26 protein-coding genes and 1 pseudogene are annotated in these 23,410 nt (G+C 41.6%); 12 read left to right on the top strand and 15 right to left on the bottom strand.

The annotated features are described in order from the left end of the window. The 4 genes from O9324_RS25675 to O9324_RS25660 all read left to right on the top strand — a co-directional run. A partial coding sequence (locus tag O9324_RS25675; RefSeq protein ID WP_288141684.1) for an Rpn family recombination-promoting nuclease/putative transposase occupies positions 1 to 383 on the top strand: 383 nt, incomplete at its 5' end. 71 nt (positions 384 to 454) lie between these two features. After that, positions 455 to 3,079, top strand: a complete 2,625-nt coding sequence (gene alaS / locus O9324_RS25670) for an alanine--tRNA ligase (RefSeq protein WP_288141683.1) — start codon at positions 455 to 457, stop codon at positions 3,077 to 3,079. Between the two features lie 70 nt (positions 3,080 to 3,149). Beyond that, complete coding sequence (locus O9324_RS25665; protein WP_288141682.1) at positions 3,150 to 4,616, top strand: AAA family ATPase; 1,467 nt, start codon at positions 3,150 to 3,152, stop codon at positions 4,614 to 4,616. Then, the gene (locus O9324_RS25660; RefSeq protein WP_288141681.1) at positions 4,609 to 5,364 is read left to right on the top strand and encodes a hypothetical protein; all 756 of its coding nucleotides are present in this window, start codon (positions 4,609 to 4,611) and stop codon (positions 5,362 to 5,364) included. The genes O9324_RS25665 and O9324_RS25660 overlap by 8 nt, the downstream gene beginning before the upstream one ends. A 193-nt stretch (positions 5,365 to 5,557) precedes the next feature. On the opposite strand, the gene O9324_RS25655 is transcribed toward O9324_RS25660, so the two are convergent. The 3 genes from O9324_RS25655 to dnaB all read right to left on the bottom strand — a co-directional run bounded on the left by O9324_RS25655 (position 5,558) and on the right by dnaB (position 9,997). Next, positions 5,558 to 6,874, bottom strand: a complete 1,317-nt coding sequence (locus tag O9324_RS25655; protein WP_288141680.1) for a family 10 glycosylhydrolase — start codon at positions 6,872 to 6,874, stop codon at positions 5,558 to 5,560. A 212-nt stretch (positions 6,875 to 7,086) separates the two neighbouring features. Continuing rightward, positions 7,087 to 8,664 carry a glycosyltransferase family 39 protein gene (locus O9324_RS25650; protein ID WP_288141679.1) on the bottom strand — a complete coding sequence of 526 codons (1,578 nt, stop codon included), beginning with the start codon at positions 8,662 to 8,664 and terminating at the stop codon, positions 7,087 to 7,089. A 1-nt stretch (position 8,665) separates the two neighbouring features. Further along, entirely contained in the window at positions 8,666 to 9,997 is a 1,332-nt protein-coding gene (gene dnaB, locus O9324_RS25645; RefSeq protein ID WP_288141678.1) for a replicative DNA helicase, read from the bottom strand. Between the two features lie 291 nt (positions 9,998 to 10,288). On the opposite strand from dnaB, the gene cobM reads away from it, so the two are divergent. Further along, complete coding sequence (gene cobM / locus O9324_RS25640; protein ID WP_288141677.1) at positions 10,289 to 11,077, top strand: precorrin-4 C(11)-methyltransferase; 789 nt, start codon at positions 10,289 to 10,291, stop codon at positions 11,075 to 11,077. A gap of 365 nt (positions 11,078 to 11,442) precedes the next feature. On the opposite strand, the gene O9324_RS25635 is transcribed toward cobM, so the two are convergent. The 10 genes from O9324_RS25635 to O9324_RS25595 form a co-directional block, all read right to left on the bottom strand. Continuing rightward, positions 11,443 to 11,910, bottom strand: a complete 468-nt coding sequence (locus O9324_RS25635) for a TspO/MBR family protein (RefSeq protein ID WP_002767260.1) — start codon at positions 11,908 to 11,910, stop codon at positions 11,443 to 11,445. Positions 11,911 to 11,919: 9 nt separating this feature from the next. Beyond that, positions 11,920 to 12,261, bottom strand: a complete 342-nt coding sequence (locus tag O9324_RS25630; protein WP_288141676.1) for a translation initiation factor — start codon at positions 12,259 to 12,261, stop codon at positions 11,920 to 11,922. 167 nt (positions 12,262 to 12,428) lie between these two features. Continuing rightward, the gene (locus O9324_RS25625; protein ID WP_288141675.1) at positions 12,429 to 13,961 is read right to left on the bottom strand and encodes a cryptochrome/photolyase family protein; all 1,533 of its coding nucleotides are present in this window, start codon (positions 13,959 to 13,961) and stop codon (positions 12,429 to 12,431) included. Positions 13,962 to 13,963: 2 nt separating this feature from the next. Beyond that, the gene (locus tag O9324_RS25620) at positions 13,964 to 14,122 is read right to left on the bottom strand and encodes a hypothetical protein (RefSeq protein WP_288141674.1); all 159 of its coding nucleotides are present in this window, start codon (positions 14,120 to 14,122) and stop codon (positions 13,964 to 13,966) included. Positions 14,123 to 14,306: 184 nt separating this feature from the next. Further along, positions 14,307 to 14,477, bottom strand: a complete 171-nt coding sequence (locus O9324_RS25615; RefSeq protein ID WP_288141673.1) for a hypothetical protein — start codon at positions 14,475 to 14,477, stop codon at positions 14,307 to 14,309. Then, positions 14,429 to 15,562 (bottom strand): HetZ-related protein 2, encoded by a 1,134-nt coding sequence (locus O9324_RS25610; RefSeq protein WP_288141672.1) that lies wholly within the window; start codon positions 15,560 to 15,562, stop codon positions 14,429 to 14,431. The genes O9324_RS25615 and O9324_RS25610 overlap by 49 nt, the downstream gene beginning before the upstream one ends. Before the next feature lie 298 nt (positions 15,563 to 15,860). Next, a complete protein-coding gene (locus O9324_RS27610; protein WP_502846605.1) occupies positions 15,861 to 16,028 on the bottom strand; it encodes a hypothetical protein in 168 nt (55 codons plus the stop codon). Positions 16,029 to 16,089: 61 nt separating this feature from the next. Beyond that, a complete protein-coding gene (locus O9324_RS25605; RefSeq protein ID WP_288141671.1) occupies positions 16,090 to 16,350 on the bottom strand; it encodes a type II toxin-antitoxin system HigB family toxin in 261 nt (86 codons plus the stop codon). Between the two features lie 236 nt (positions 16,351 to 16,586). Beyond that, positions 16,587 to 17,696 carry an iron-containing alcohol dehydrogenase family protein gene (locus O9324_RS25600; RefSeq protein WP_004159964.1) on the bottom strand — a complete coding sequence of 370 codons (1,110 nt, stop codon included), beginning with the start codon at positions 17,694 to 17,696 and terminating at the stop codon, positions 16,587 to 16,589. 20 nt (positions 17,697 to 17,716) lie between these two features. Beyond that, the gene (locus tag O9324_RS25595; RefSeq protein ID WP_190720492.1) at positions 17,717 to 18,274 is read right to left on the bottom strand and encodes a Ycf51 family protein; all 558 of its coding nucleotides are present in this window, start codon (positions 18,272 to 18,274) and stop codon (positions 17,717 to 17,719) included. On the opposite strand from O9324_RS25595, the gene O9324_RS25590 reads away from it, so the two are divergent. The 5 genes from O9324_RS25590 to queC are packed head-to-tail and all read left to right on the top strand — an operon-like array spanning position 18,251 to position 20,619. Continuing rightward, positions 18,251 to 18,868, top strand: a complete 618-nt coding sequence (locus O9324_RS25590; protein WP_288137555.1) for a 7-carboxy-7-deazaguanine synthase QueE — start codon at positions 18,251 to 18,253, stop codon at positions 18,866 to 18,868. The genes O9324_RS25595 and O9324_RS25590 overlap by 24 nt on opposite strands. A gap of 45 nt (positions 18,869 to 18,913) precedes the next feature. Continuing rightward, positions 18,914 to 19,198 (top strand): hypothetical protein, encoded by a 285-nt coding sequence (locus O9324_RS25585; RefSeq protein WP_288141670.1) that lies wholly within the window; start codon positions 18,914 to 18,916, stop codon positions 19,196 to 19,198. Between the two features lie 16 nt (positions 19,199 to 19,214). Continuing rightward, the gene (locus O9324_RS25580; RefSeq protein WP_002736011.1) at positions 19,215 to 19,532 is read left to right on the top strand and encodes a hypothetical protein; all 318 of its coding nucleotides are present in this window, start codon (positions 19,215 to 19,217) and stop codon (positions 19,530 to 19,532) included. Next, positions 19,529 to 19,891 (top strand): hypothetical protein, encoded by a 363-nt coding sequence (locus tag O9324_RS25575; protein ID WP_002781773.1) that lies wholly within the window; start codon positions 19,529 to 19,531, stop codon positions 19,889 to 19,891. The genes O9324_RS25580 and O9324_RS25575 overlap by 4 nt, the downstream gene beginning before the upstream one ends. Further along, entirely contained in the window at positions 19,891 to 20,619 is a 729-nt protein-coding gene (gene queC / locus O9324_RS25570) for a 7-cyano-7-deazaguanine synthase QueC (protein WP_288141669.1), read from the top strand. Before O9324_RS25575 ends, queC begins: the two co-directional genes overlap by 1 nt. Here the strand turns inward: queC and O9324_RS25565 are convergent. Next, a complete protein-coding gene (locus O9324_RS25565; protein ID WP_002789282.1) occupies positions 20,608 to 21,180 on the bottom strand; it encodes a manganese efflux pump MntP in 573 nt (190 codons plus the stop codon). The two genes, queC and O9324_RS25565, sit on opposite strands and share 12 nt — an antisense overlap. Before the next feature lie 673 nt (positions 21,181 to 21,853). On the opposite strand from O9324_RS25565, the gene O9324_RS25560 reads away from it, so the two are divergent. Together O9324_RS25560 and O9324_RS27605 are read left to right on the top strand one after the other, a co-directional pair. Further along, positions 21,854 to 22,807, top strand: coding sequence for a branched-chain amino acid ABC transporter permease (locus O9324_RS25560; RefSeq protein ID WP_288141668.1), 954 nt, complete (start codon positions 21,854 to 21,856; stop codon positions 22,805 to 22,807). A 43-nt stretch (positions 22,808 to 22,850) separates the two neighbouring features. After that, positions 22,851 to 22,976: pseudogene (locus tag O9324_RS27605) on the top strand (DUF433 domain-containing protein); the annotation flags it as partial. Here O9324_RS27605 and O9324_RS25555 read toward each other — a convergent pair. Next, complete coding sequence (locus tag O9324_RS25555; RefSeq protein ID WP_288141667.1) at positions 22,931 to 23,158, bottom strand: hypothetical protein; 228 nt, start codon at positions 23,156 to 23,158, stop codon at positions 22,931 to 22,933. The pseudogene O9324_RS27605 and the gene O9324_RS25555 sit on opposite strands and share 46 nt — an antisense overlap. Positions 23,159 to 23,410: the final 252 nt, after the last annotated feature.

Genomic DNA, 23,410 nt, shown 5'->3' with positions numbered 1-23,410 from the left:
ATCAATTGCCTGTGACTGCTGAGACTCTTTGGTTAAGATTATTAGGACGGGGAAAAACTCAAGACCAAGCGGTGCGAGAATTGTTAGAATTACCTCAAGGTAATGCTTTCCGGGAAAATGTCCTGGAATTATTAATTAGTTTGCGTGTTAGTATTGAAATAAATAACATCCTAGAAACTGAAGATAGAGAGGTGTTTATGACCTTATCTCAAACCTATCAGGAATGGAAGGAAGCAACTAAACGGGAAGGACGACAGGAAGGACGACAGGAAGGAAAACTGGAATCTATTCCCCGTTTGCTGGCTTTGGGTTTAAGTGTGGAACAAATCGCTCAAGCTTTGGATTTAGACTTAGAACAAGTCCGACAAGCGGCGCGAGGGTAAAGGTGGAGAGTTAAAACGTAAAAATGCCACAATGGATAAAATAGGCATTTTCTGATTAACTGACATCTTCTATGAGTAACCACCTAAGCGGAAGCGAGATTCGCCAGCGATTTTTAGACTTTTTTGCGGCCAGAAACCATAAAATTCTCCCTAGTGCCTCCCTAGTCCCAGAAGACCCCACCGTTTTGCTGACTATTGCGGGAATGCTCCCTTTTAAGCCGATTTTCTTAGGGCAAAAGACCCCGGAATTTCCCCGCGCTACCACTTCCCAAAAATGTATTCGCACCAACGATATCGAAAATGTCGGCCGGACTGCTAGACATCATACTTTTTTTGAGATGTTGGGCAATTTTAGCTTTGGTGATTATTTTAAAGAACAAGCGATCGCCTGGGCCTGGGAATTGTCCACAGAAGTTTTTAACCTTCCCCCCGAAAGATTAGTCGTTAGTGTCTTTAAAGAGGATGAGGAAGCTTTCGCTATCTGGCGCGATAAAATCGGTATTCCTGCCCATCGTATCCAAAAAATGGGCGAAGCGGATAACTTTTGGGTATCGGGTCCCACGGGTCCCTGTGGTCCCTGTTCGGAAATTTACTACGATTTTCACCCGGAATTAGGGGATAAAACCATCGATTTAGAGGATGATAGCCGTTTTATCGAGTTTTATAACCTCGTCTTTATGCAGTATAACCGCGACGCAGACGGCAATCTGACACCCCTAGCGAATAAAAATATCGATACGGGGATGGGTTTGGAACGGATGGCGCAAATCCTGCAAAAAGTCGCCAATAACTACGAAACTGACCTAATTTTCCCGATTGTCGCCGAAGCGGCCCGGTTAGCAGCCATAGACTACCAGAAAGCGGACGAAAAAACGAAAGTTTCCCTAAAAGTCATCGGTGATCATGTGCGCTCGGTAGTACATATGATAGCGGATGGTATCTCAGCATCGAATACTGACAGGGGTTACGTCCTGCGTCGTCTGATTCGGAGAGTAGTACGGCACGGGCGTTTAATCGGTATTGAAGGTCAATTTATCAGCAAAGTGGCGGAAGTTGCGATCGCTCTTTCCGAGTCCGTCTATGGCAATGTTCGGGAACGAGAAACGGTGATCAAGGCAGAATTAGAGCGAGAGGAAGCGAGATTTTTAGAAACCCTAGAAAGAGGCGAGAAACTGCTCGAATCGATTCTAGAAAAAGAAAAAAGCCAGATTTCGGGAGTTGATGCCTTTACCCTTTATGATACCTATGGCTTCCCCCTGGAACTCACTCAAGAAATCGCCGAGGAGCAGGGTTTAAGCGTCGATACGGCGGGTTTCGAGCAGGAAATGAAAAAACAGCAGCAAAGATCAAAAGCCGCCCACGAAACCATAGATTTGACGGTACAGGGTAGTTTAGATAAGCTGGCAGAACATATTCACCCGACGGAATTTCTCGGTTATACGGATTTGCAAGCAACCGCAACAGTAACGGCGGTTTTAGTCGCCGGTAAAACGGTGGAATCAGCCGCAGCAGGCACTGAGGTGCAGGTAGTTCTCGATCAAACGCCTTTTTATGCCGAATCGGGTGGACAAATCGGTGATAAGGGTTATTTAACCGGCGATAATCTGCTTATCCGCGTGGAGGATGTGCAGAAAGAATCGGGGATTTTTATCCATTTTGGTCGGATTGAGCGGGGAATTGTCACCACCGGCGATACAATTAATGCACAGATTGACCGTTCCTGTCGTCGTCGCGCCCAAGCTAATCATACCGCCACCCATCTGCTACAATCGGCCTTGAAAAAGCTTGTCGATGGGGGGATTTCCCAAGCAGGTTCCCTCGTCAGTTTTGAGCGCCTCCGTTTTGATTTTAACTGTCCTCGTCCCCTGACTAGCTCTGAATTGCAACAGGTGGAAGAACAGATTAACACTTGGATTGCCGAAGCGCATGACACCGAGATAGCGGTGATGGGATTGGAAGAAGCGAAGCAAAAGGGAGCTATTGCCATGTTTGGCGAAAAATACGGCTCAGAAGTGCGAGTTATCGATATTCCTAGCGTTTCTATGGAATTATGCGGGGGAACTCACGTTAAAAATACCGCCGAGATCGGTTTATTTAAAATCATCTCCGAGACGGGAATCGCCGCGGGAATTCGTCGCATCGAAGCGGTGGCCGGCCCTGCCGTGTTAGCCTATTTGAATGAACGGGATCAGGTGGTGCGGGATTTGTGCGATCGCTTTAAGGTCAAACCTCTGGAAATTCCCGATCGCATTACGGCCCTACAATCAGAGTTAAAGGGGACACAAAAGCAGTTAGAAGCGGTTAAACAGGAGTTGGCGCTAAATAAATCGGATGCTTTGCTATCTCAAGCTGAATCTATCGGCGAATTTAAGCTATTAGTCGCTTCTTTGGGCGATATTGATCCTAATGCTTTGATGGCTGCAGCCGAAAGACTACAGCAAAAATTAGGGGAAGGGGCAGTAGTTTTGGCCTCGACTCCCGCAGCTGATAAAGTGAGTTTAGTGGCCGCTTTTAGTCCCCGGGTGATTAAAGATAAGGGTTTACAAGCGGGTAAATTTATCGGTGCGATCGCTAAAATCTGCGCTGGTGGTGGTGGTGGTCGTCCCAATTTAGCTCAAGCTGGGGGACGGGATGCTAGTAAGTTAAGCGAAGCTTTAGCTAAGGCCAAAAGTCAGTTAACTAGCAGTTTACAATAGTTTTAAGGGTGGGCATTTTGTCCACCTTTAAAAAATTAGTTATTCTCTCGGTGTGATTGGTAAAAATAATATGGAACTACTGATCAAGAACTTGGGATCAATTAGAAATAATAATCAAACTATAGATTTAACCAAGAAGTTTTATACTTTTATTGGTTACAATAATAGTGGCAAAACCCTAGTTTCTCAGCTTTTATGGACAATTTTTAATGATGACAATATTAGAAAGTTTTCCGAAAATACCCAAATTGATTCTTTAGTAATTGACTCTAAAAAACCTATTAAGATTAATCAAGAATTAATCGATGAGATTCTCAATAAATTTAGCCGATTTATTGAAAAAGAAGTTGTTAATACTTATAATCTTGATGCCAGTATTAAAGAAACGATTATTGGTTCCAATAAATTAGTTTTTCAAGCAAATATCCAAGAATTTAAAGAGACGAAATTTAAAACAACTTTTTTGGTTCGTGTTGCAGGAAATAATGATCTGGAGTATTTACAGATTAGCAAGGGCAAAGGTAGCCTAACAATAAATATAAAAGAACCTAATATACCTGAAAAAGTATTTGATCAAATACCCAGAGACTTTTTTGAGAGAGCTAAACCATACAAGGAATCAGTAATTATTCCGTCAATAATAAGAGTGCTTTTGTCTCATGCAGAAGATACTTTTTTTATCCCCGCTAGTCGTAGCTTTTTTCCTGTTTTCTACCAGTACATTTATGAGATAGAGAGAAATAAAAGAAGTGAGTATAATCGTCGATTGCAAGAATTAATAGAAAATATTGATGATGATGTTAATACTAATCGGGATATATTCAAACGTCTTCAAGAACAATTACCCAAAAGGTCTTACACAGAACCAATGAATAAGGTGATTGAGTCGCTTTATTCTCTCAATACCAAGAAAGAAATTAATTCAGTTTATAATTCTCTGATTGAAAAGATGATCAGATTAATGGGAGGAGAAATCACCATTTCTAGTCTAGAATCGATCGCACCTATTCAATTTTCTTTTAAATTCGATGAAAGCAAAGATTTACCTATGTATCTAGCTTCATCTTCAGTCAATCAGTTGACTGTCTTGTATCTTTACCTCAAATATTGGGCCAAGGAAAAAAACAATTTTTTGATGATAGATGAACCAGAAGTTAATTTGCATCCCGAAAATCAAATTCGCTTAATGGATATTTTAGTTCAATTTGTCACCGAGCATGATAATCGGGTTTTGATCACCACCCATAGCCCGATTTTAACCGATATTCTCAACAATTATGTTTATCTTCATACCTTAAAAAGTTATGATGTTGATGTCACAAAAATTATTGAAGATAATCAATTAAAAAATTTAAATCCAGAAATTTCACTTGCTAAAGAAGACTTAGGGGTTTACTTTTTCACGGGTGATAAAATTATTGATTATGGAACCAGTCAATATGGTGTTTATTTTCGTAACTTTAAAGAAGTTATCAACTCTGTGCAGAAATCTGGAGAAATTTTAACCAATCATATCTATTTAGCAGAGAATGAGTAAGTCTAACTCAAAAAAAGAAATATTTTCCCTTAGACAAGAGTTTCATCAAGCTTTAGAAAAACAGGGTTTTATTGAAGAAATCTCCCCTACTCAGGATGAGTATATTGAAATTCAAGAAACAAAACAGACCGATTTAAAGAAAGTAGTTATTAATCACTTACAGTTATCGTCTAAAAATGACAAAAATATATCTACAGAAGTAGATAAAATCTGGGTTATCAATTTAGAAAAAGAGTTACACGGTATCTCTGCTTCCGGCAAAACCCCTGAAAAAGCTATATTAGTTTTACAGAGAAAAGTCGATGATGGGGGTAAAATTCTCAATTATCATCTGCAAATTTGTTTAATTGAACTTAAAGCATCCCTACAGGCAAAAAAAGACAAAGAAAGCACATTAAAGCAGATTGCTGGTAAATTTCAAAGCGGGATGAATAGAATCTATATGCTTCTGACTCTCAATAATCATGCTAATCCCCAGAAAAACTATCAAAATGCAAAAATATTTGTGCAATTCAGAGGAATTATTTTTTATAATCGCAACGAAATTAGTGATATTGCCAAAGAAAATGAGCGAGACTATAATTCGAGCGAGAGTACCTTATATAAAATTCTCTCTCAATCTACAGAATCAAATTTATTAACCCTAGAAACCCTATTAGAAGAACGAGATAAAATCGTCGTTAGGTTTATCCAAAATCCCAATCAAACTCAAGATTATATGACCATAAAACTAGAAGATTTACTCTGAATAAATGCTGCTTCTCGGCAATCTTGACAAGCTTTTTAGACATCAGCATTTAATCAGATGCGAGTTTTCATTGCACTGTTTACTGTTTACTGGACGGCTACGCCGTGCCTTTGGCAACGCTGAAAAAAATCCCGCCACTCTCCTATACCTTTTAAGCAGTATTTAGTATAATTTCGATGGGCAAAAATTGCTATTAACTACCCGGAGGGGGAATTACAGGAATTTCGATCCCGTCCGGCGCTAAGGGGGGAGGTGTGGGGGTTAGTCTTGGCTGGTCAACAGGTTCAGGTGTACTAACTAAGGGAATATTTTCCAGCACGGGAAGACGGGGAGTGATGGGTTGCGAAAACATCGCTTGAATTGCCGCTTTTCTGGTTTCTGGAGGTTCCAAAGCTTGCTGCCAGAGACTTTCATAAAAGAAGAAAATCACCCCTAAACCCCGTTGACGAGCAGCCAATACCTTTTCTTCAATCAAGGGTAGGGCAATCGGTCGATTGCGTAAACCGGTTAAAACCCCCACACCGGTGGGGATAGTTTGCTGGGTTTCCTGAATTTCGGGACGCTCTATTTGTTTGAGAAAACTGGGCAGATCGGGACGATAAACCTGTACGATTAACTCATCGACTAATCCTTGTCGCACCCAACCGAGCCAATCCTGTAAATGACCATTATAGGCGAATTCGTAGGGATTAGGGGCGATCGAAAGCAGTATATTCGGTTTAACTGCCTGAATTGATTCTTTGAGATTAGCCAGAAAAGCAGTGATTTTATCGGCCCGCCATTTTGTCCATTCGGGATCCCGGGGGTTAGCCGGAGGCATTTTTTCGGTTTCCTGTTGATAAAGAGCGATAGTATAGGGATCATAGCCGAATTCATTCGGTAAACTCAGATGATCGTCGAATTGGATGCCATTAATATCGTATTGTCCCACTACTTCCAAGACTAACTCCCGCAGAAAATTCTGCACCTCGGGACGGAAAGGATTCAACCACACCACCTCACCGGCTGCCCCCACCCAAGTGGTCCCCCCGTCGCGTTTTTGGGTTAACCAGTCCTGATGTTTTAAGGCTAATTCCGAGGTGGGAGGAGCCATAAATCCGAATTCAAACCAAGGAATGACCAATAATCCCCTGCCACGGGTTTGTTCCACCAATTCTGCCAAGATATCTTGTCCCTGCGCTCCCGTAGGCACAAAAGGCTGTATTCCTTCCCGTTCGGCGATCGCACTGGGATAGAGAGCATAACCGGAATTCCAGACCACGGGATAGATAGCATTAAAATTAAGATTAACTAATTGCTCGATCGCCTGTTGTCGTTTATCCCTGTCCATCAGCATCGCAGTATCGTTGGTGGTAATCCAAACACCGCGGATATCAGGATCTCGACTTTGAGAGAAAGCGGCAGAAAAATAGCCTAATAGTAGGACTATGAGAAAAGATACTAAGAATAGTAGTATAGGGAACTTTTTAAGAATTTGCCGCCAAACGCTAGTCGGAATTAGAAAAGTCATTTCTTTAAGGTGAAGATTAACGGTTTTAACTGGTTATAATACCAGCTTTGCTCAACTCTTTGAGGCTAGATTGACCCAAAATAAGTAGGTAGGCACAATTATTTGTAGGATGGGTTAGCGGTAGCGTAACATAATCGGGCGTTGGGTTTCATGCTTCAACCCAACCTACGTTCATTTTATATTTAATTCCACCCACCTACTTATATATTTACCTATTTCTTCCCTCGCCACAATTGACCTTGAGGATAGAAATCATCAAGACGAATATCGAATTGATCTAGGGCCAGTAATAACCGATTGGAAGGACGAAAAAGAAATAAGTTAGCTTGGGGAATTTCTAGGACTTCTTTTAACTTATCGGTATCGGGGTTAGTGGTAGTCAGGAAGTATTGTACATCAGAATTAAGACGATAATTAAGGGAAAGCAAATCACCTAAGTTAGTCCAGTCATTACCTTCGTCGCTGATAATAATGGCATTAGGTACAGCATTGATTTTTCTGGCAATTTCGCCATTCCAATAACTAGGAACTTTTGCCCAACTGGTTTCGGAAAGAGCATTATTAAAGTTCGATATTATACTAGCAGTTAACAAAAAAGTCAAGATAATTTTACCTAAAATTGTACCTTGACTAAGCAATTGTGACAAGAAAAAAGCTACAGTTATATAGATAGTGGGAAAGGAGGCAATTAGATAACGGGTAACAGTTGATCTAGTGGTGATAAAAATTAGATCGGGAATGACTAAAGCTAGGAAAGGTACTAGGGTTGAGGTAATCAGAAAAGTAAAAGCTATCGGGTGATTGTAGCGATAAACTCGATAAAAAGCATAGATAATTAAGATTAAAAAAATCAGTCTATATATGTAGGTGAAGATGTTATTAAAACCAAAATCGCTATCGCTAAATGGACAAGTAAAAGTTAAGAGCCATAATTTACCGAACAATCCCCAATCGAGATAGTTAACGGCAGCCCAACTGGTGGAGTTAAAGGCTCTTTGAGAGTTAGTTAAAAAAACCTGTAACCAGGGTATATATAAAATCATCATTGTTAACCCAGATAACAGGAAAAATATCAAGTTATTTTTTCGCTCTGGTTTCATAATAAGATACCAAAGTATTAAAGCTGCCTGAGCAAATAAGTTGAGAATAAAAAAGAGATGGGTGTAGAGTCCGAGAGTATTAGAGAGAGTGTATAAAGACCAATTAACAATAGTTATTTTTTTGAGGCATTTTAACAGCATTAATTGACTGATTATCGTTAACATAACTAAAAGACTATACTGACGGGACATTTGAGCAAATATTATATCAACTGGAGAGAGTGCCAATAAAATTACTGCTAAAACTGCCGTTAACTTTGATGGAAATAATTCTAGGGATAGATAGTAAATAAATGGCAGAGAGAGAAGACTAAAAACAATCGCTAAACTGCGGGAAGAAACGGGAGAAAAACCGAATATTTTTTGCCAATAGCGAGAGATTATAAAGTATAAAGGTGGGTGTTGAGGGTCTTCTTTAGCCAGAGATTTAATTGTATCAAAAACATTAGTTTCGGGTTTCAGTTGTTGAAATTTTCCTAATTCTGTGGTAGATAAAAGACGATTTTGAAAGATAGTATCGGCGATTTCCTTTGCTTGATAACCAGTGGTTCTAATGGTGGTGTAGGATTCATCATGCCAATAGATTTTTTTATCGATATTTGCAAAACGAAAAACCACACCAAGAGTTAGGATAATTACCAAAAGTATTAAGAGACAATTGTGGGTTTTATAATTAATATTTGCTTGCATTTTAATAATTAGAGCGACTTTGTTTAAGATTGAGAAACTTGGTAAATTCCGGTTGAAAAAGTAGCTTAATTGTGCCAGTGGGACCGTTACGGTGTTTAGTAATAATTACTTCAGCTACACCTCGATCGGGACTATCGGGGTTATAATATTCATCTCGGTATAACATCATAATTAAATCCGCATCCTGTTCGATCGATCCCGACTCGCGTAAATCGGACATCATCGGTCTTTTATTATTGCGAGATTCCACAGCGCGACTTAACTGAGAAAGAGCAATTACTGGAGCATGAATTTCCCTCGCTAAACCCTTAAGACTGCGGGTAATTTTAGAAAGTTCCTGAACGCGATTATCACCTCCTCCTTCCATTAATTGCAGATAATCGATTAAAACTAATCCCATTTGTCCCTTTTTTTCTGCCTGTAAACGCCGCACTTGGGAACGCATTTGAATCACACTTAAATTGGCACTATCATCGATATATATGGGCAAATTTAATAACTTTTCTAGTCCCCCAAGAACCTTCTCTAAATCATTTTGTCCCAAACGGCCCGATCGAATACGATTACTTTCGATTTTAGCCTCATTCGATAACAAACGTTGGGCTAATTGTTCCTTGGACATCTCCAAACTAAAGACAGCCACAGGTAAATTCTGTTGAGCGATATTATAAGCAATATTAAGAGCAAAAGAAGTTTTTCCCATGGAAGGCCTCCCCGCGATAATAACTAAATCCGAGGGTTGTAAACCACTGGTCATCGCATCAAGATCATAAAATTGAGTTTCGATACCGGGTAGAGTGGTGGTCTCCTGCATTTTCTCAATTTCGTTAAAAGTTTCGATTAAAGTATCCCCCAGAAAAATTAAACCCTCCTGGGGTCGTTTTTGGGTGAGACGAAAAATCTTTTGTTCCGATTCATCGAAAACATTTTCTAATTCTAGCGTCGTATCTCTGGCTAACTCGATAATTTCTCCCCCGGTGGAAATTAACTGACGACGCATATATTTATCCATCACTAATTCCCCATAGCGATCGATGTTAGCGGCCGAGACAGTGCGCTCAATTAATTGTAACAATCGCGGCATTCCCCCGATTTCTTCCAGCAGATGATTATCCTGTAACCAACTACTAACCGTCATTAAATCCGTCGGTTTTCCTTTCCCTTGTAAAGCAAGCGCCGCACGATAAATATCTTGATGGGTTTTCACATAGAAAGCTTCTGGAATTAAAAAATCACTGATTCTACCTAACGCTTTTGGATCTAGCAAAATACCACCTAAGATAGATTCTTCTGCTTCAATATTTTGGGGGGGGAGGGATTGATCGCTAATCATTGTCAATGCTGACCGTGCTTTATCATTAAGTAGGGAGGCACAATTATTTGTAGGATGGGTTAGCGGTAGCGTAACATAATCGGACGTTGGGTTTCATGCTTCAACCCAACCTACGTTCATCTTATATTTAATTCCACCCACCCACTTAATTATAGTCAGTTTTACCCTAATTAAATACAAATGTTCAGGTTAATGATAGGATTCAGTATTCAGGAGACAGTATTCAGTATTCAGGAGATTGTTTTTATTTATTCTCCCCACACCCCACACCCCTTGTAAACAGGATTTAGTATGACTTTAATTGACTCCTCGGCGCTCTCCCCGGCCGTCTATTTTATTGGTGCGGGACCCGGAGATCCGGAATTATTGACGGTAAAAGCCGATAAAATTCTCCAAAAAGCCGATGTTATCGTCTTTGCTGATTCCCTCGTCCCCAAACAGATGCTTGAGGACACTCGTAAAGATGCCGAGTTAATTCCCACCAGTAGCATCACCCTAGAGGAAATTATCCCTTTAATGATCGATCGCGTGCGTCGGGGTTTAGCGGTGGTGCGACTGCAATCGGGGGATTTAAGTCTCTATAGTGCCATCCAAGAACAAATTCATCTTTTGACAGCAGCAGATATACCCTTTCAGCTAATCCCCGGAATTAGTGCCTTTCAAGGATTAGCGGCCAAATTGGCCCTAGAATTAACGATTCCGGAATTAGTCCAGACAATTATTCTAACCCGGGTGGAAGGAAAAGCCTCTCCCATGCCAGAAAGTGAAGAATTAGCCTCTTTAGCCGCTCATAAAGCCAGTTTATGCCTATATTTAGCCGCTCGTCACGTTGACAAAGCCCAGGAAAAACTCCTACGATACTACCAGCCAGAGCAACAGGTGGCCGTTTGTTTCCGTCTCGGTTGGCCCGACGAAAAAATCTGGGTTGTCCCCCTGTCAGAGATGGCCCCACTAACCCATCGGGAAAATCTAACTAGAACTACCCTTTATCTCATTAGTCCCGCTTTAAATCAGATTACAGGAACTCGATCGCAACTTTATCACCCGCAACATTCCCATCTTTTCCGTCCTCGTACCTAGGTATTTTCTGGGGAATCTATCGAAAGAAACACTGGGTTTCTACCTAAAGTTAGATTTAAAGAGCGGCGATTTTGTTTACAATGGCAGTGGGAGGTAGGGCAATTTTAAAAACGTTTAAAATTAGTCTAACAATCCAGGCACAGCTGCCCGATTTGTTCGGGAATTACCCTTCGTCACCTTGTAGCTAGTCGTGCCTACTGGTATTGTCCTCACTGTCGTCAGGAGGTTCCTAACTTCCTTGATTGCTCCAGTCCTGCCAAGGTAGAGCGAGTTAGAGCGAGAAAAACAGTCTAGATTTTTAAGTTGGTAGATGGCAATAAGACCTGTGGGATGTGTTAATTTTTAACCCATCCCACTTTTCCTGTCTAGACATCCCGAGGATTGAGATGGCTCATTTCCCAAGTCACATAGGTACCGATCGGACTCCAGATCAGGTAAGGTAGGAGTAGGATACCCCCCCAAGAAGAAACAGGGAAAACCAAGAGCGCCAGAAGACAACCCAAGAAAAAACCCGTACCTCCGATAATCGTTCCCGCTTTGAGACTGCGTAGTTTACAGGTGACGGGAGTATAGGCAGTAATAGTCAATTCCACCAACAGATAAAAAGCCATCAAAAACCAGCGATTAGCCGGTTGAGCTTCCCAGACTAAATAAGCAGAAATTGCGCCACAAATATAGATAATTGTCCAGATAAGAGGGATTAATCTTTCAAAGGTTAACCAATCGGGACGACGCAAGCGCGCAAACCAACGGACATCGCGAGAATTGAGTAATCCCCCAGCTAACGCTACCAAAAATCCCACGACACCGATAAGCAACCAAGAGGGAATCATGATTTTTAGCTATCCTCCGCTAATTTTGGCTTTGTAACCCGATTCAATGAGAATTTGTAGTATTTTTTGGCGATGATCTCCTTGGATCTCAATGGTATTTTCTTTAACTGTACCACCCGTTCCGCAAGCGGTTTTTAACTGTTTTAATAATTTCGTCAGAGTTTCGGTTTGGCATTGAAAACCTGTAACTATGGTAACGGTTTTTCCCGCACGACCAGAGCGGGAGGTTTGTACTCGCAAATTCTGCTGATTTGGGGGTAATTCAGGAATGGAACGCTCAAAAGCTGGGGAATTACTTTGATCTCCAAATTCCTGATAGGCAATCCGGTTTTTTTCCTTTGATTTACTCATATAGCAATTATCATAGTGGGTTTGGGGGTTGGGGTTTGGGGGTTGGGAAGTGGGGAAGTGGGGAAGTGGGGAAGCTGTCTCATCACCCTATCACCCCAAAACCCTATCACCCTATCACCCTATCACCCTATCACCCTATCACCCTATCACCCCAAAACCCTATCACCCTATCTCCTCCTGACTCCTAAATCCTGACTACTGATAGCTCTTAATTGGTTGGACTGGCAGCGCATTTGATTAAGTTCAGCTGCCGACATTCGATCGAGATGACCTAAAATCATATTAACTCGACCTTGGGATTTTAATTTTTCTCGATGTCGTGCCAAAAAATCCCAGTAAAGAAAGTTAAAAGGACAGGCAAACTCCCCGACTCGTTCATTTTTTTTATACAGACAACCCCGACAATAATCACTCATTTTATCAATATAGTTGGCCGAGGCGGCGTAGGGTTTGGAGGCGAGAATTCCCCCATCGGCAAATTGTCCCATTCCCAGTACATTAGTCTGCATTACCCAATCGTAGGCATCGATAAAAACACTATGAAACCAGTTTTCAATCTCTTGGGGAGAGCAACCAAAAATTAAGGCAAAATTGCTCAAAATCATTAATCTTTGAATATGATGGGCATAACCGGTATTTTCCACCTGTGATAATACTTGTTTGAGGCAATTCATCTCGGTTTGGTTACTATCCCAAAAGAAAGCCGGTAAGGGTTGTTGATGCTCAAACCAATTATGATTAGCGTAATCTTCTCCCAGATAATGATAAATACCCTGCATATATTCCCGCCATCCTAACACCTGACGGATAAATCCTTCGATGCTATTTAGGGCTAAATTATCTTTTTTATAGGCAATTTCTGCTGCTTGAATCACTGCCAACGGCGTTAGTAATCCTAGATTAAGATAGGGAGATAATAGGGAATGCCAGAGGGTTTCTTTTCCCGTTATCATCGCATCTTGGTAGGTTCCAAAGTTAGGCAGACAATTAGTAATAAAATGCTCCAAGACTTGTAAAGCTTGTCTGCGGGTTACTGCCCAGTGAAAAGGTTTGATTTTTCCATATTTAGGAATATCTAAAGCTTCCACATCAGCGATAACCTGAAGGGTAATTTCATCGGGTTCAAACCAAAGAGGAGCAGCAGTTTTTAATCCATCCTTGGGCGGTTTGCGGTTTTGTTTATCAAAGTTCCATTGTCCTCCTATGGGTTGATTATCCTCGATTAAAATCTGCCATTTTTTGCGACTTTCTCGATAGAAATCCTCTAGTAATAGTCTTTTACGAGATTTAGCCCAATTATTAAAATCTGTCCTAGTCCAGAGAAAGTGATTATTATCAATTAGGGTTATAACACAGTCTAAATTCAGATTTTTGATTAATCTAAGAAAAGGTAAATTATTAGGCATCATAATCTGTAATTCTTTAATGCCTAATCGTTCAATCCAAGCAGATAAAATCGGTTCAAAATCTTCAGCAACTTCGTAGGTGACAGACCATCCTAAAGTTTTTAATTCTTCGGCAAAATGACGCATCCCCGACCAGATTAAAACTAATTTTTGCTGATGATAGGGTCTTTGTCGAATATGATTGTGGGATTCAATTAAAATAACCGGCGTTTCCTGTGAATAGGCTTGACGATTAGCTAAGGCCGCTTGTCCTGTCCATAATTGATCCCCTAAAATCCAAATACCAATGGTCATAATTATCTCATGTCCTCGACTATTCCCCCGTATTTTTTAGCCATAATATCCGCCATTTCTCGAGCAGAAAATTTACTGGCTTTGTCGATGCTGGGGGTAAATGTCCCCGTAGCGGTTAAATAATGGGTAAATACCCCGACTTTTTTGCTAATAATCCACATATTTCTTGAAGTCAAAAATCAAAAAGGGGATGGGAAGTGGGGTGTGGGGTGTGACCCCCCCTGCCCCCACCCCCCCTGCCCCCCCGACATCGGGGGGATCGGGGGGGAATGGGGAAGTGGGGAGGTTTTTTTCAGTGTTGCCAAAGGCACGGTGTAGCCGTCCAGTAAACAGTAATCAGTGAACTTAAAACTTAAAACTCAAATCTGATAACTGATAACTGATAACTGATAACTGATAACTGATAACTGATAACTGATAACTGATAACTGATAACTGATAACTGATAACTGATAACTGATAACTGATTAGGTTTTTGTCCTGAGACTTTGGGCGCTTAGATAAAGTTGCGTCCATTCTTTGACCACTTGCGTGCGTTTACAGTTTAATTCGCCGGCGATTTCCTCAAGGGTTTTACCCGCTTTTAAGCCATCGATAACGCTTTTACCCCTGGGAGAAAGGGCAGCATAGAAACTTTGCCATTGACTGAGAGTTAAGCCAAAATTATGCTCTTTCGGGCTGATTTCTAACCATTCAGCGATTAATTCTGTCCCTTCCTTGAGGGCAAAAACCTTAATCGCATGATAGCCAACTTTTTCCCGGAGACGATAAATCCGTTGGACGGGAATATTCATCGCCAAGGCGATCGCATCTTGGTTTTCGCCCCCTAAATAGAGGTTAAACCAAGTCACCGCCTCCGGACTAACATTTTCCTCTAGATATCTAGCAAAACTCTCTTGAACTTTTGCCCGTTGAATTTGCGCTTCTTGGGAAGTGCGTTGATCTTCGTAGATAGCGATCGCATTTTGATCCAGTAAACTTAAGCTATTTTCCCCCTCATCGCCACTAATTTCATCGGAGAGAATCCGGATTATTTCTTGCTGCGGCACATTAGTGATACCGCTCCTCGATTGACGACGAAGATAATTAACAAAACGATAGGCTAACAGGGGTTGATTGCGGATCGGACGCAGGGCGTATTCTTCTAGGGTGGCTAACAGCAGCTGATCGCGAGTAGCTTGATCGGTGGTACAACGAGCGATCCATGCTAACTGGGATTGCAGATAGCGATCGCTATTTAACATTTCTTGAATAATTTCTTGCAAGACATCGGCCACCGCTTGCCGACGATCGCGACTTAAGGAAACCCAAGTGCGAATTTTTTGCCGGAGAGTGACACAAGCGCCGAGACGATCGATCAGGTTACGATAGGCGCGGGTGGGACTAACTTTCAGATAGCGTTGCCGTAAAATTTGCCAAAGATAGACTAATCCCCGTTTAGCGATTTCTAAATCTCTCTCATCTAAATTTTCCCAACGTTGGCTATCTTCACCGAGTAACCAATTGATAATGGTATCCCGTTGGCGATCGGTTAAGGAATCCTCTGTTTGAGAGAGGCGATCTTGCCATTGTTGCCTTAACTCGTCGATTATTGTCGTCATCGAAAAATTGAGTTCCAAACCCCGTCTTTTTAGGACGGCTTTAGTTTGAATACTAGCGCATTTACACGATATATGCTAGAACCTGAGCCATTGAGAAAGCCGATCGCTACCAATTTTACCCAACACCCGACTAGAACGAACTAATCAATTAAGTCTTTTGCCGGATAAGGATTTAGGGCGATTGCATCACTTCCTAGGGTGCGTTCCCTGAAAACATGACAATTTCAAGGTTAACCAATATTTGGGAACGCACCACCCCTACCCTTCATGGATTTGATTGTGGACTGCCTGTTTGAATTTATAATTGGGGAACATTTTCCTGTTCATAATTTTCTATTAATATTCCCAAAATTTCCATTAAAGAAGCAAGAGGATGATTTTTATTTTCTCCTATTTCATCTATCAAATTATCTAACATAATTACTAATTGTTCATATTCTGATTCGTTGCGAGGGATAAAGAGTATTGGCTTTAAGTTTGTCCAGGCTTGCCGTGTTTTCTATATATCTATCGTCGGCATTTTTTTACTACTTCCATTTGTTTTTGTCGTATTCAGGATGAGTTAAAACTTCTCGAATATAAATTTTTTGTCGATTGTAATGAATCGCCGCTATCAGTCTAATCTTATTTCCACCTATGTTAAAGACAGTCAGTTTTCCTACTTTGTCAGCATTGGGGAAAATGGTTCTTAATTCTGCTATGGACTGAAATTGTCCTGTCTTCATTTTTTGATACCATTCTTTATAATTAGGATGGGTTAGCGGTAGCGTAACATGAGCGGGCTTCATTTTTTGATACCATTCTTTTAATGCTGATTTGGTTTCGGGATAATTAGGGAGGCACAATTATTTGTAGGATGGGTTAGCGGTAGCGTAACATGAGCGGGCGTTGGGTTTCATGCTTCAACCCAACCTACGTTCATCTTATATTTAATTCCACCCACCCACTTACCTTTCGGCCAATTTATTTAATTTCCTCCGACTGATAACGTGCATTTTATTAATAAGTCCCGAAAATATTGCCCTTAATTAGCTTTAACTTTCTGCCCGATCGTATCGGCAGTGGTAGTGGAAACCATGGCCGCCATAACTTGTTCCGGGGAAACCGTAAAAGGTAAACGATGAATGTCCGAATTAGGCAGACAAGCAATTGCGGCTGCGTGACGCAATTGGGCAAGGGAAACATCTTTTAATCCTAAATCCTCTAGGGATTTTGGTAAACCAATTTGTTCATAAAACTGGATTAGTTGCCCCCGGGCCGATACTGCTAATTGATTGCCCAAAACTATTTCTTCTAGACGCAATTGGGCGAGAATGCCGTAGGCGACTTTTTCCCCGTGCAGGGCATGATGGCAAGCGGGAATATGGGTTAAACCATTATGAATCGCATGGGCGGCCACGGTGCGACAATTAGCGCCCCCTAAACCACCAATTACTCCGGCTAATAAAACGGTGGCATCTACCACCTGTTTCCAGTCCTCTCCGCCGATATTTTCCAGGGCTGCTGGGGATTTTTGGAAAAGAATATCCCGCAAAACCCGGGCCTGTTGGACAGCGGCAATGATCAGGGTTTCTGTGGAGTGACCACTACTGACGGAAGCTTCGTACCATTTAGCGATCGCATCGCCAATACCAGCGATTAAGGTTCTTTTCGGGGCAGTTTGGATAATACCATAATCGAGAATTAATAAATCCGGACAACGGGCTAGGGACAGATCGTAGAGAAACGCCCCGGCGTCAGAATAGACGTTAGATAGGGCTGTCCAAGCGGCACAGGTAGCGGCGGAGGTGGGAATCGTGGCGATTGGCAAATGGCACTGATGGGCGAGTAATTTAGCCGTATCGAGGGCTTTGCCGCCACCCACACCGATGATAAAATCTGCCTCATGACTCTTGACAGATGCCTTTAAATATGCTAGGGAATTTTCCGAACAATCGGGGGCGTAACTGTGATAGCTAGGAGTGAGATTTTTTAGGGGAGATGACAAAAAAGCTAAATTGCGATCGCCGCCCACCACCAGGGGACGTTTACCCAAATCCGCTAACTTGCCGGTGGACTCTTCTAGGGCATTGTCACCCCGAATCACTTGTGCGGGGGCGATTAACAGGGGCAAAACAGCGACAGCATTGGACATTTTTTGACAACCTCTCAGGATTATTGGCTAATTTTAGCGAAACTTTCGGGAAAAAGCTGTAGTTCAGGAGTATTATCCCCCGGGGCGGAGAAGGATTTTTTAATCTGTCCCAGATACAAAGGAGCAGATAAACCGGGCTGAGGGTGAACGAGAGTGCGAGCGCTAATGATAAATTGATTATTACCGCCAGCACCGGCGCGACCAGAGGAAAACAAGTCACTAGCGGCTTGTTTTAGGGTTGCCTCCACCTGCTCGGGAGTAACAGTATTGGGCAGGGAGATAACAGCTTGATTAGCTCCGTTATCATAGACAAGGGAGAATCTCACCGCTCCCGGAATTTCGGTACGGGTAAACAGTCCCAACCCAAGACCGAAAATCCCCACCGTCAACACAGCCATAAAGCTAGTGACACCGACGAGACGAAAGCGGATTCCCCAACCGACGAGAAAAGCGATAATCGTGAGTACCAAAAAAACCAGCGTGGCAATACCAGACCATTGGATGTATTTGGCAAAGTTCAGGGGAATGTCCATATTTTCTATAATAATGATTCTATGAAAACGGTTAGCATAAACCATTGTACCTATCCTGTTGTCGAAACTTTCCATTCTGTGCAGGGCGAGGGCTTTTGGACGGGAAGCAATGCTTTTTTCCTCCGTTTGGGAGGTTGCGATGTCTATTGCCCTTGGTGCGACCAAAAAGAGTCTTGGAATGCCCACCGTTATCCCCAACAATCCCTGCGGGAATTGGTAGAGATGGCAAAAGGGGCTAACCCCGCTATGGTGGTGATTACCGGGGGTGAACCTTTGATGCACAATCTTGATCCTTTGACCAAGGAATTAAAAAATCAGGGTTTACGGGTACATTTAGAAACTTCTGGCGCTCATCCTTTTACTGGGGTTTTCGATTGGGTGACTTTTTCTCCTAAAACTTATAAAATGCCCGATCCTAGTATTTATGCACGGGTGAATGAGTTAAAAATTGTCGTGGCTAATCCAGAGGATTTAGACTGGGCAGCTATGCAGGAAAGTAAGTTATCGGAAGGGGTGATCAAATATCTGCAACCCGAATGGAATAAAGTAGAAAGCAAAGAGTTAGTCTTTAATTATGTTCTCCAGCATCCCCAATGGCGTCTCAGTCTCCAAACCCATAAGTTTTTAGGAGTCCGCTAGTCAGTTATCAGTTATCAGTTATCAGTTATCAGTTATCAGTTATCAGTGAGCAGTTATCAGTTATCAGTTATCAGTTATCAGGAGTCAGTTATCAGTTATCAGGAGTCAGTTATCAGTTATCAGTTATCAGTTATCAGTTATCAGTTATCAGGAGTCAGTTATCAGGAGTCAGTTATCAGGAGTCAGTTATCAGGAGATTACTTTTTATTTATTCTCCCCACTCCCCATCTCCCCACTACCCATCTCCCCCCGCAACGCGCACGAAGTGGTCTCCCCACTCCCCCATCTCCCCAATTCATAATTCATAATTCCCAACCCCTAATTGACTAACAAGAGGTTAAATACTATGTCTAACAACAATTCTGAACGAGTAGTGCGTCGTGGTCGAGTTTTTCCAGAGATTCAATCTACAGAGGAAGAAAAGGCCAAACATCGCGCCCGACAATTAGAATTTTATCATCGTTGTTGGCCGATTTTTCAGAGTTTACAGCCCCGGTTAATGAAACATTACTATGGTTGGTATATTGCGATCGAACCCGATAGCGGCGATTATTTTATCGATCCCGATCAAGAAGTGGCCAGTAAAAAAGCAAGGGCAAAATATCCCGACAAAATCCATCATATCTTTGGCATTAATGAAACTGGAGTTAGTGGCAGAATATGATTGAAGGGAGATTTGGAACCAAAGGACAAATTTATTTTGATATCGATTTAGTTGGCGATGATGGATTGATTCTACCCGCAGAAGTTATGCTGGATACGGGTTTTACCGAGTTTTTAGCCATAAATAGTCAAGATGCTGACAGTCTTGATTGGCGTTTTTTGCGACAAAATAAATTGATAACCGCTCAAGGAGAAGCATTTTTTGATATATATTTGGGCAGAGTAAGAATTGATGGTCAGGAATACGAAATTCCCGTTTTTGCAGGGGAGGCAATTAAGGAGATTTTGTTAGGTTCGCGGTGGCTAAAACAATTTATCTTAGTAGCTAATTATCAACAAACACAGGTGACATTAGGATAATGACAAAAAAGGCAATTATTTTACTTTCCGGGGGATTAGATTCAGCGACTACAGCAGCGATCGCTCTAGCTGCTGGTTATCAATTAATTGCCCTTTCCTTTCGTTATGGACAAAGACACGAGCGGGAATTAGCAGCGGCGAAAAAAATTGCTAATTTCCTCGATATTAAAGAACATCATCTGATCGAAGTCAATCTATCTTTGTGGGGAGGTTCCGCTTTAACGGATCAATCTATAGCTATTCCCCAAGAGGGAATTAACCCGAATATTATCCCGATTACCTATGTGCCGGGGAGAAATACAGTTTTTATTTCGATCGCTCTTTCTTTAGCGGAAGCAAGGGCAGCAGAGGCGATATATTTAGGAATTAATGCGGTGGATTATTCTGGTTATCCCGATTGTCGTCCCCAGTATTTAGAGGCCTTTCAAACTTTAGCTAATTTATCATCAAAAGCGGGTTTAGAAGGGAAAGCACCCCAATTAATTGCCCCTTTGGTGATGGATAGTAAGGTAGATATCGTCCGTCGTGCTGTTAGTTTAGGGGTTCCCATTGCTGATACTTGGTCTTGTTATCAAGGTGAAGTTGAACCCTGTGGTTTATGCGATTCCTGTCGCATCAGAGATCAGGCTTTAATTGAGGCCGGTTATCCCGAATTAGCCACTCCCCTGTTGAAACAGTCGGGGAAAATAGGGAGGATAGTGAAAAATGGAGATAATCTAGGCAATTAAATGTTCAATAAGGATTTTACTGCCGATTAATATTAAAACTAAACCGCCGAGAATTTCCACCTTTTGGCTAAATAAATTACCGAATTTATGCCCGATAAAAACAGCTATAAAACATAAAGCAAAGGTAATAGAACCGATAACAGTGCAAGCTAAAAGTAAGGGAGTTTTAATCATCGATAAACCCAAACCAACTACTAAAGCATCGATGCTAGTAGCGATCGCTAATCCGATTAAAGTATAGGAATCTAGAGGATTAAATTTTTTTTCCTCGTCATCATTTTGAACAGCTTCGTAGATCATTTTACTGCCGATCGCCCCTAAAATAATAAAAGCGATCCAATGGTCAAAAGAGGCGAGGAAATCGCGACAGGTTAGACCAATACCCCAACCGATCATCGGCATAATTGCTTGAAATCCGCCAAAAAACAAAGCAATTTTCAAAGCCTTATTAACATGAATATGACGAATCATCAGGCCACTGGTCAGAGAAACGGCCACGGCATCGGCGGCTAATCCCACGGCTACAAAAGAAATGGTCAAAAGTTCGAGTGAAGTAAACATCTATAGTTGTTTATCCTTTAATTTCCCCCTATCTTAACTAATTTTTCCCCAAAAAACTTTCATATTTATCTCATGATACTCTCATTTATCTATCATTTCTCTAACCTAAGTAGGTAGGCGTTAAAAGTTGTCAGACACCCCCCTTATCAAGGGGGGATTAAGGGGGGATCAAGGGGGGCAGGGGGGATCGAACCTAAAATCCATTTTTAATTTAATTATAACCAGCTACTTAATTAGTGAGAGGATCGAATTGAAAACGTTTAAAACCATATTACTGGTTCCTCACCGATCGCCTGCACCTGATGGATCGCTTCTGGGGTAAAACTGATGCTATACTCAGCTTCTAGGACTTTTTCGCTCGCCACTGCGATTTTATCGGGAAATTCAGCCGTAGGAGTCCGACTAACCGGTTTTCGGAGTTAACCAACCAATGCTGCTGTTTCATAAATTCCCCCGAATTTTTTCCCAGACAAAGTTAAGAAAGATACCTTTTTCCCATCATCGATCATCCCATCTGCTTTTAAGGTGGCTAACGCTACCATATAGGAAAAGTGCCAAGTAAAAAATCATGATAATTTCGAGAATTACCTGAGAATGAGAGGGGAGAGAACGGTGATAAAATTAGCTAATTGACTCCCCTAACTTAAACACCCAATAACCGCTCAATGAAAATATGGCTGACTTTTTTAACACCTATGGTTTTTTAATTGTTTCAATGGTATTTGGAGCCATTTTAGGCATTTCAATTTATCTGCCCTTAATGGCTGGTCAATTATCCTTAGCAACCCCCGGTTTTTACGCTTTAGGTGGTTATGTGACCGCCATTCTTTCCACGAAAGTTTTTACTAATACTGGTAGCAATTATCCCCTGGCTTTGGTCTTTTTAGAAATGTTAATTGCTGGCATTATTTCAGGAATATTAGCCATAGTTTTAGGTATTCCTGTTCTCCGTTTGCGAGGTATTTATTTAGCTATTGCCACGATCGCCTGGGTAGAAATTTTGAGAATTATTGCCCTTAATCTCGATATAACTGGCGGTGCAGTCGGTATTTTCGCCATTCCCCAACCTTTCACTACTCAATTAGCCTACCTTTGGCTGGCTTTGCCCCTCTTATTCCTAACTATGCTGTTTCTCTACCGGTTAGAAAACATCAAAATTGGTCGGGCATTTAATGCCATTCGTGCCGATGAATTGGCAGCTGCGGCCATGGGAATTAATCCCACCTATCACAAAGTTTTATCCTTCACTTTCGGGGCAGTTTTAGCGGCAGTTGTGGGAGCGGTAAGCGCCCATTTTCTCAATACTTGGAATTCCCGTCAAGGAACTTTTGATGCCAGTATTATTTTCTTGGCTTTCGTTTTAATTGGTGGTTCAAGAACTTTTGTCGGGCCGGTGGTGGGAGGCATTGTTTTAACTGCTTTGCCCGAAGTTTTACGCGCCCTCGGCGGTGTGAATGGTTTACCGATTTGGTTAGGGAATTTTTTGCGCGATGGTCGTTTGATTATTTTTGGAATTTTAATTGTTTTGGGAACGATTTTTTATCCACAAGGCTTAATTACACCTGAATTAATCAAAAAACTAATGCCTTTTAAAAGACGTTCCTCTCTCAGTCAAGTTGATTCGTAGTTAGGGCAGATATATATGATAAAATGTTAATAAATAAGCGGGAAAATCAATTGATGCTTATTTATTGCGCCTCCAGAATTGGCAAGAGACTCGCTACCAAGAAGCCCTAAAAAATCCTTCTCCTCAACGAGAAAAGATGAGAAAAATTAAACAGCAGAGGCGGTCAAGTTGCACTCGACTGGTCTGCATCCGCGCCGCCATCTCCGTTTTGGTCACAGAGAGCCTTTTCATCTCCTCAGCCAACTGCCGCAACCGCACCCGTTTGAGTGCCACCGCACTACAGTCCTCCTCAAGACCTTCTTCTTTGAGAAAATCATCGAAATCGGAGCCAGTATGGGGGTTAGCGGTCATATTTTTCCTGTTCCTTCTTACGATTGAGAGCTAAATCGATTTCCTGTTTTGGGGTTTTTTGGGACTTCGCCGATGTTGCCGTGCAGCAGAATCATCTCCCCTCGGCTGATGTAACCCACATTCCGCACCCCAAACTGTCACAGAGGTAAATTACGTAGAGAAAAAACCAAAGTGAGCATAAAAATAAACATAGAGAGTGAAAAAAGGCATTTAAAAAACAGTAAATCACTAAAGATGTCATCAAACCTTATT

The sequence above is a fragment of the Microcystis sp. LE19-84.1B genome, from assembly GCF_027531875.1.
Taxonomy (GTDB): domain Bacteria; phylum Cyanobacteriota; class Cyanobacteriia; order Cyanobacteriales; family Microcystaceae; genus Microcystis; species Microcystis panniformis.
This window is presented reverse-complemented; position numbering and strand designations above follow the sequence as displayed.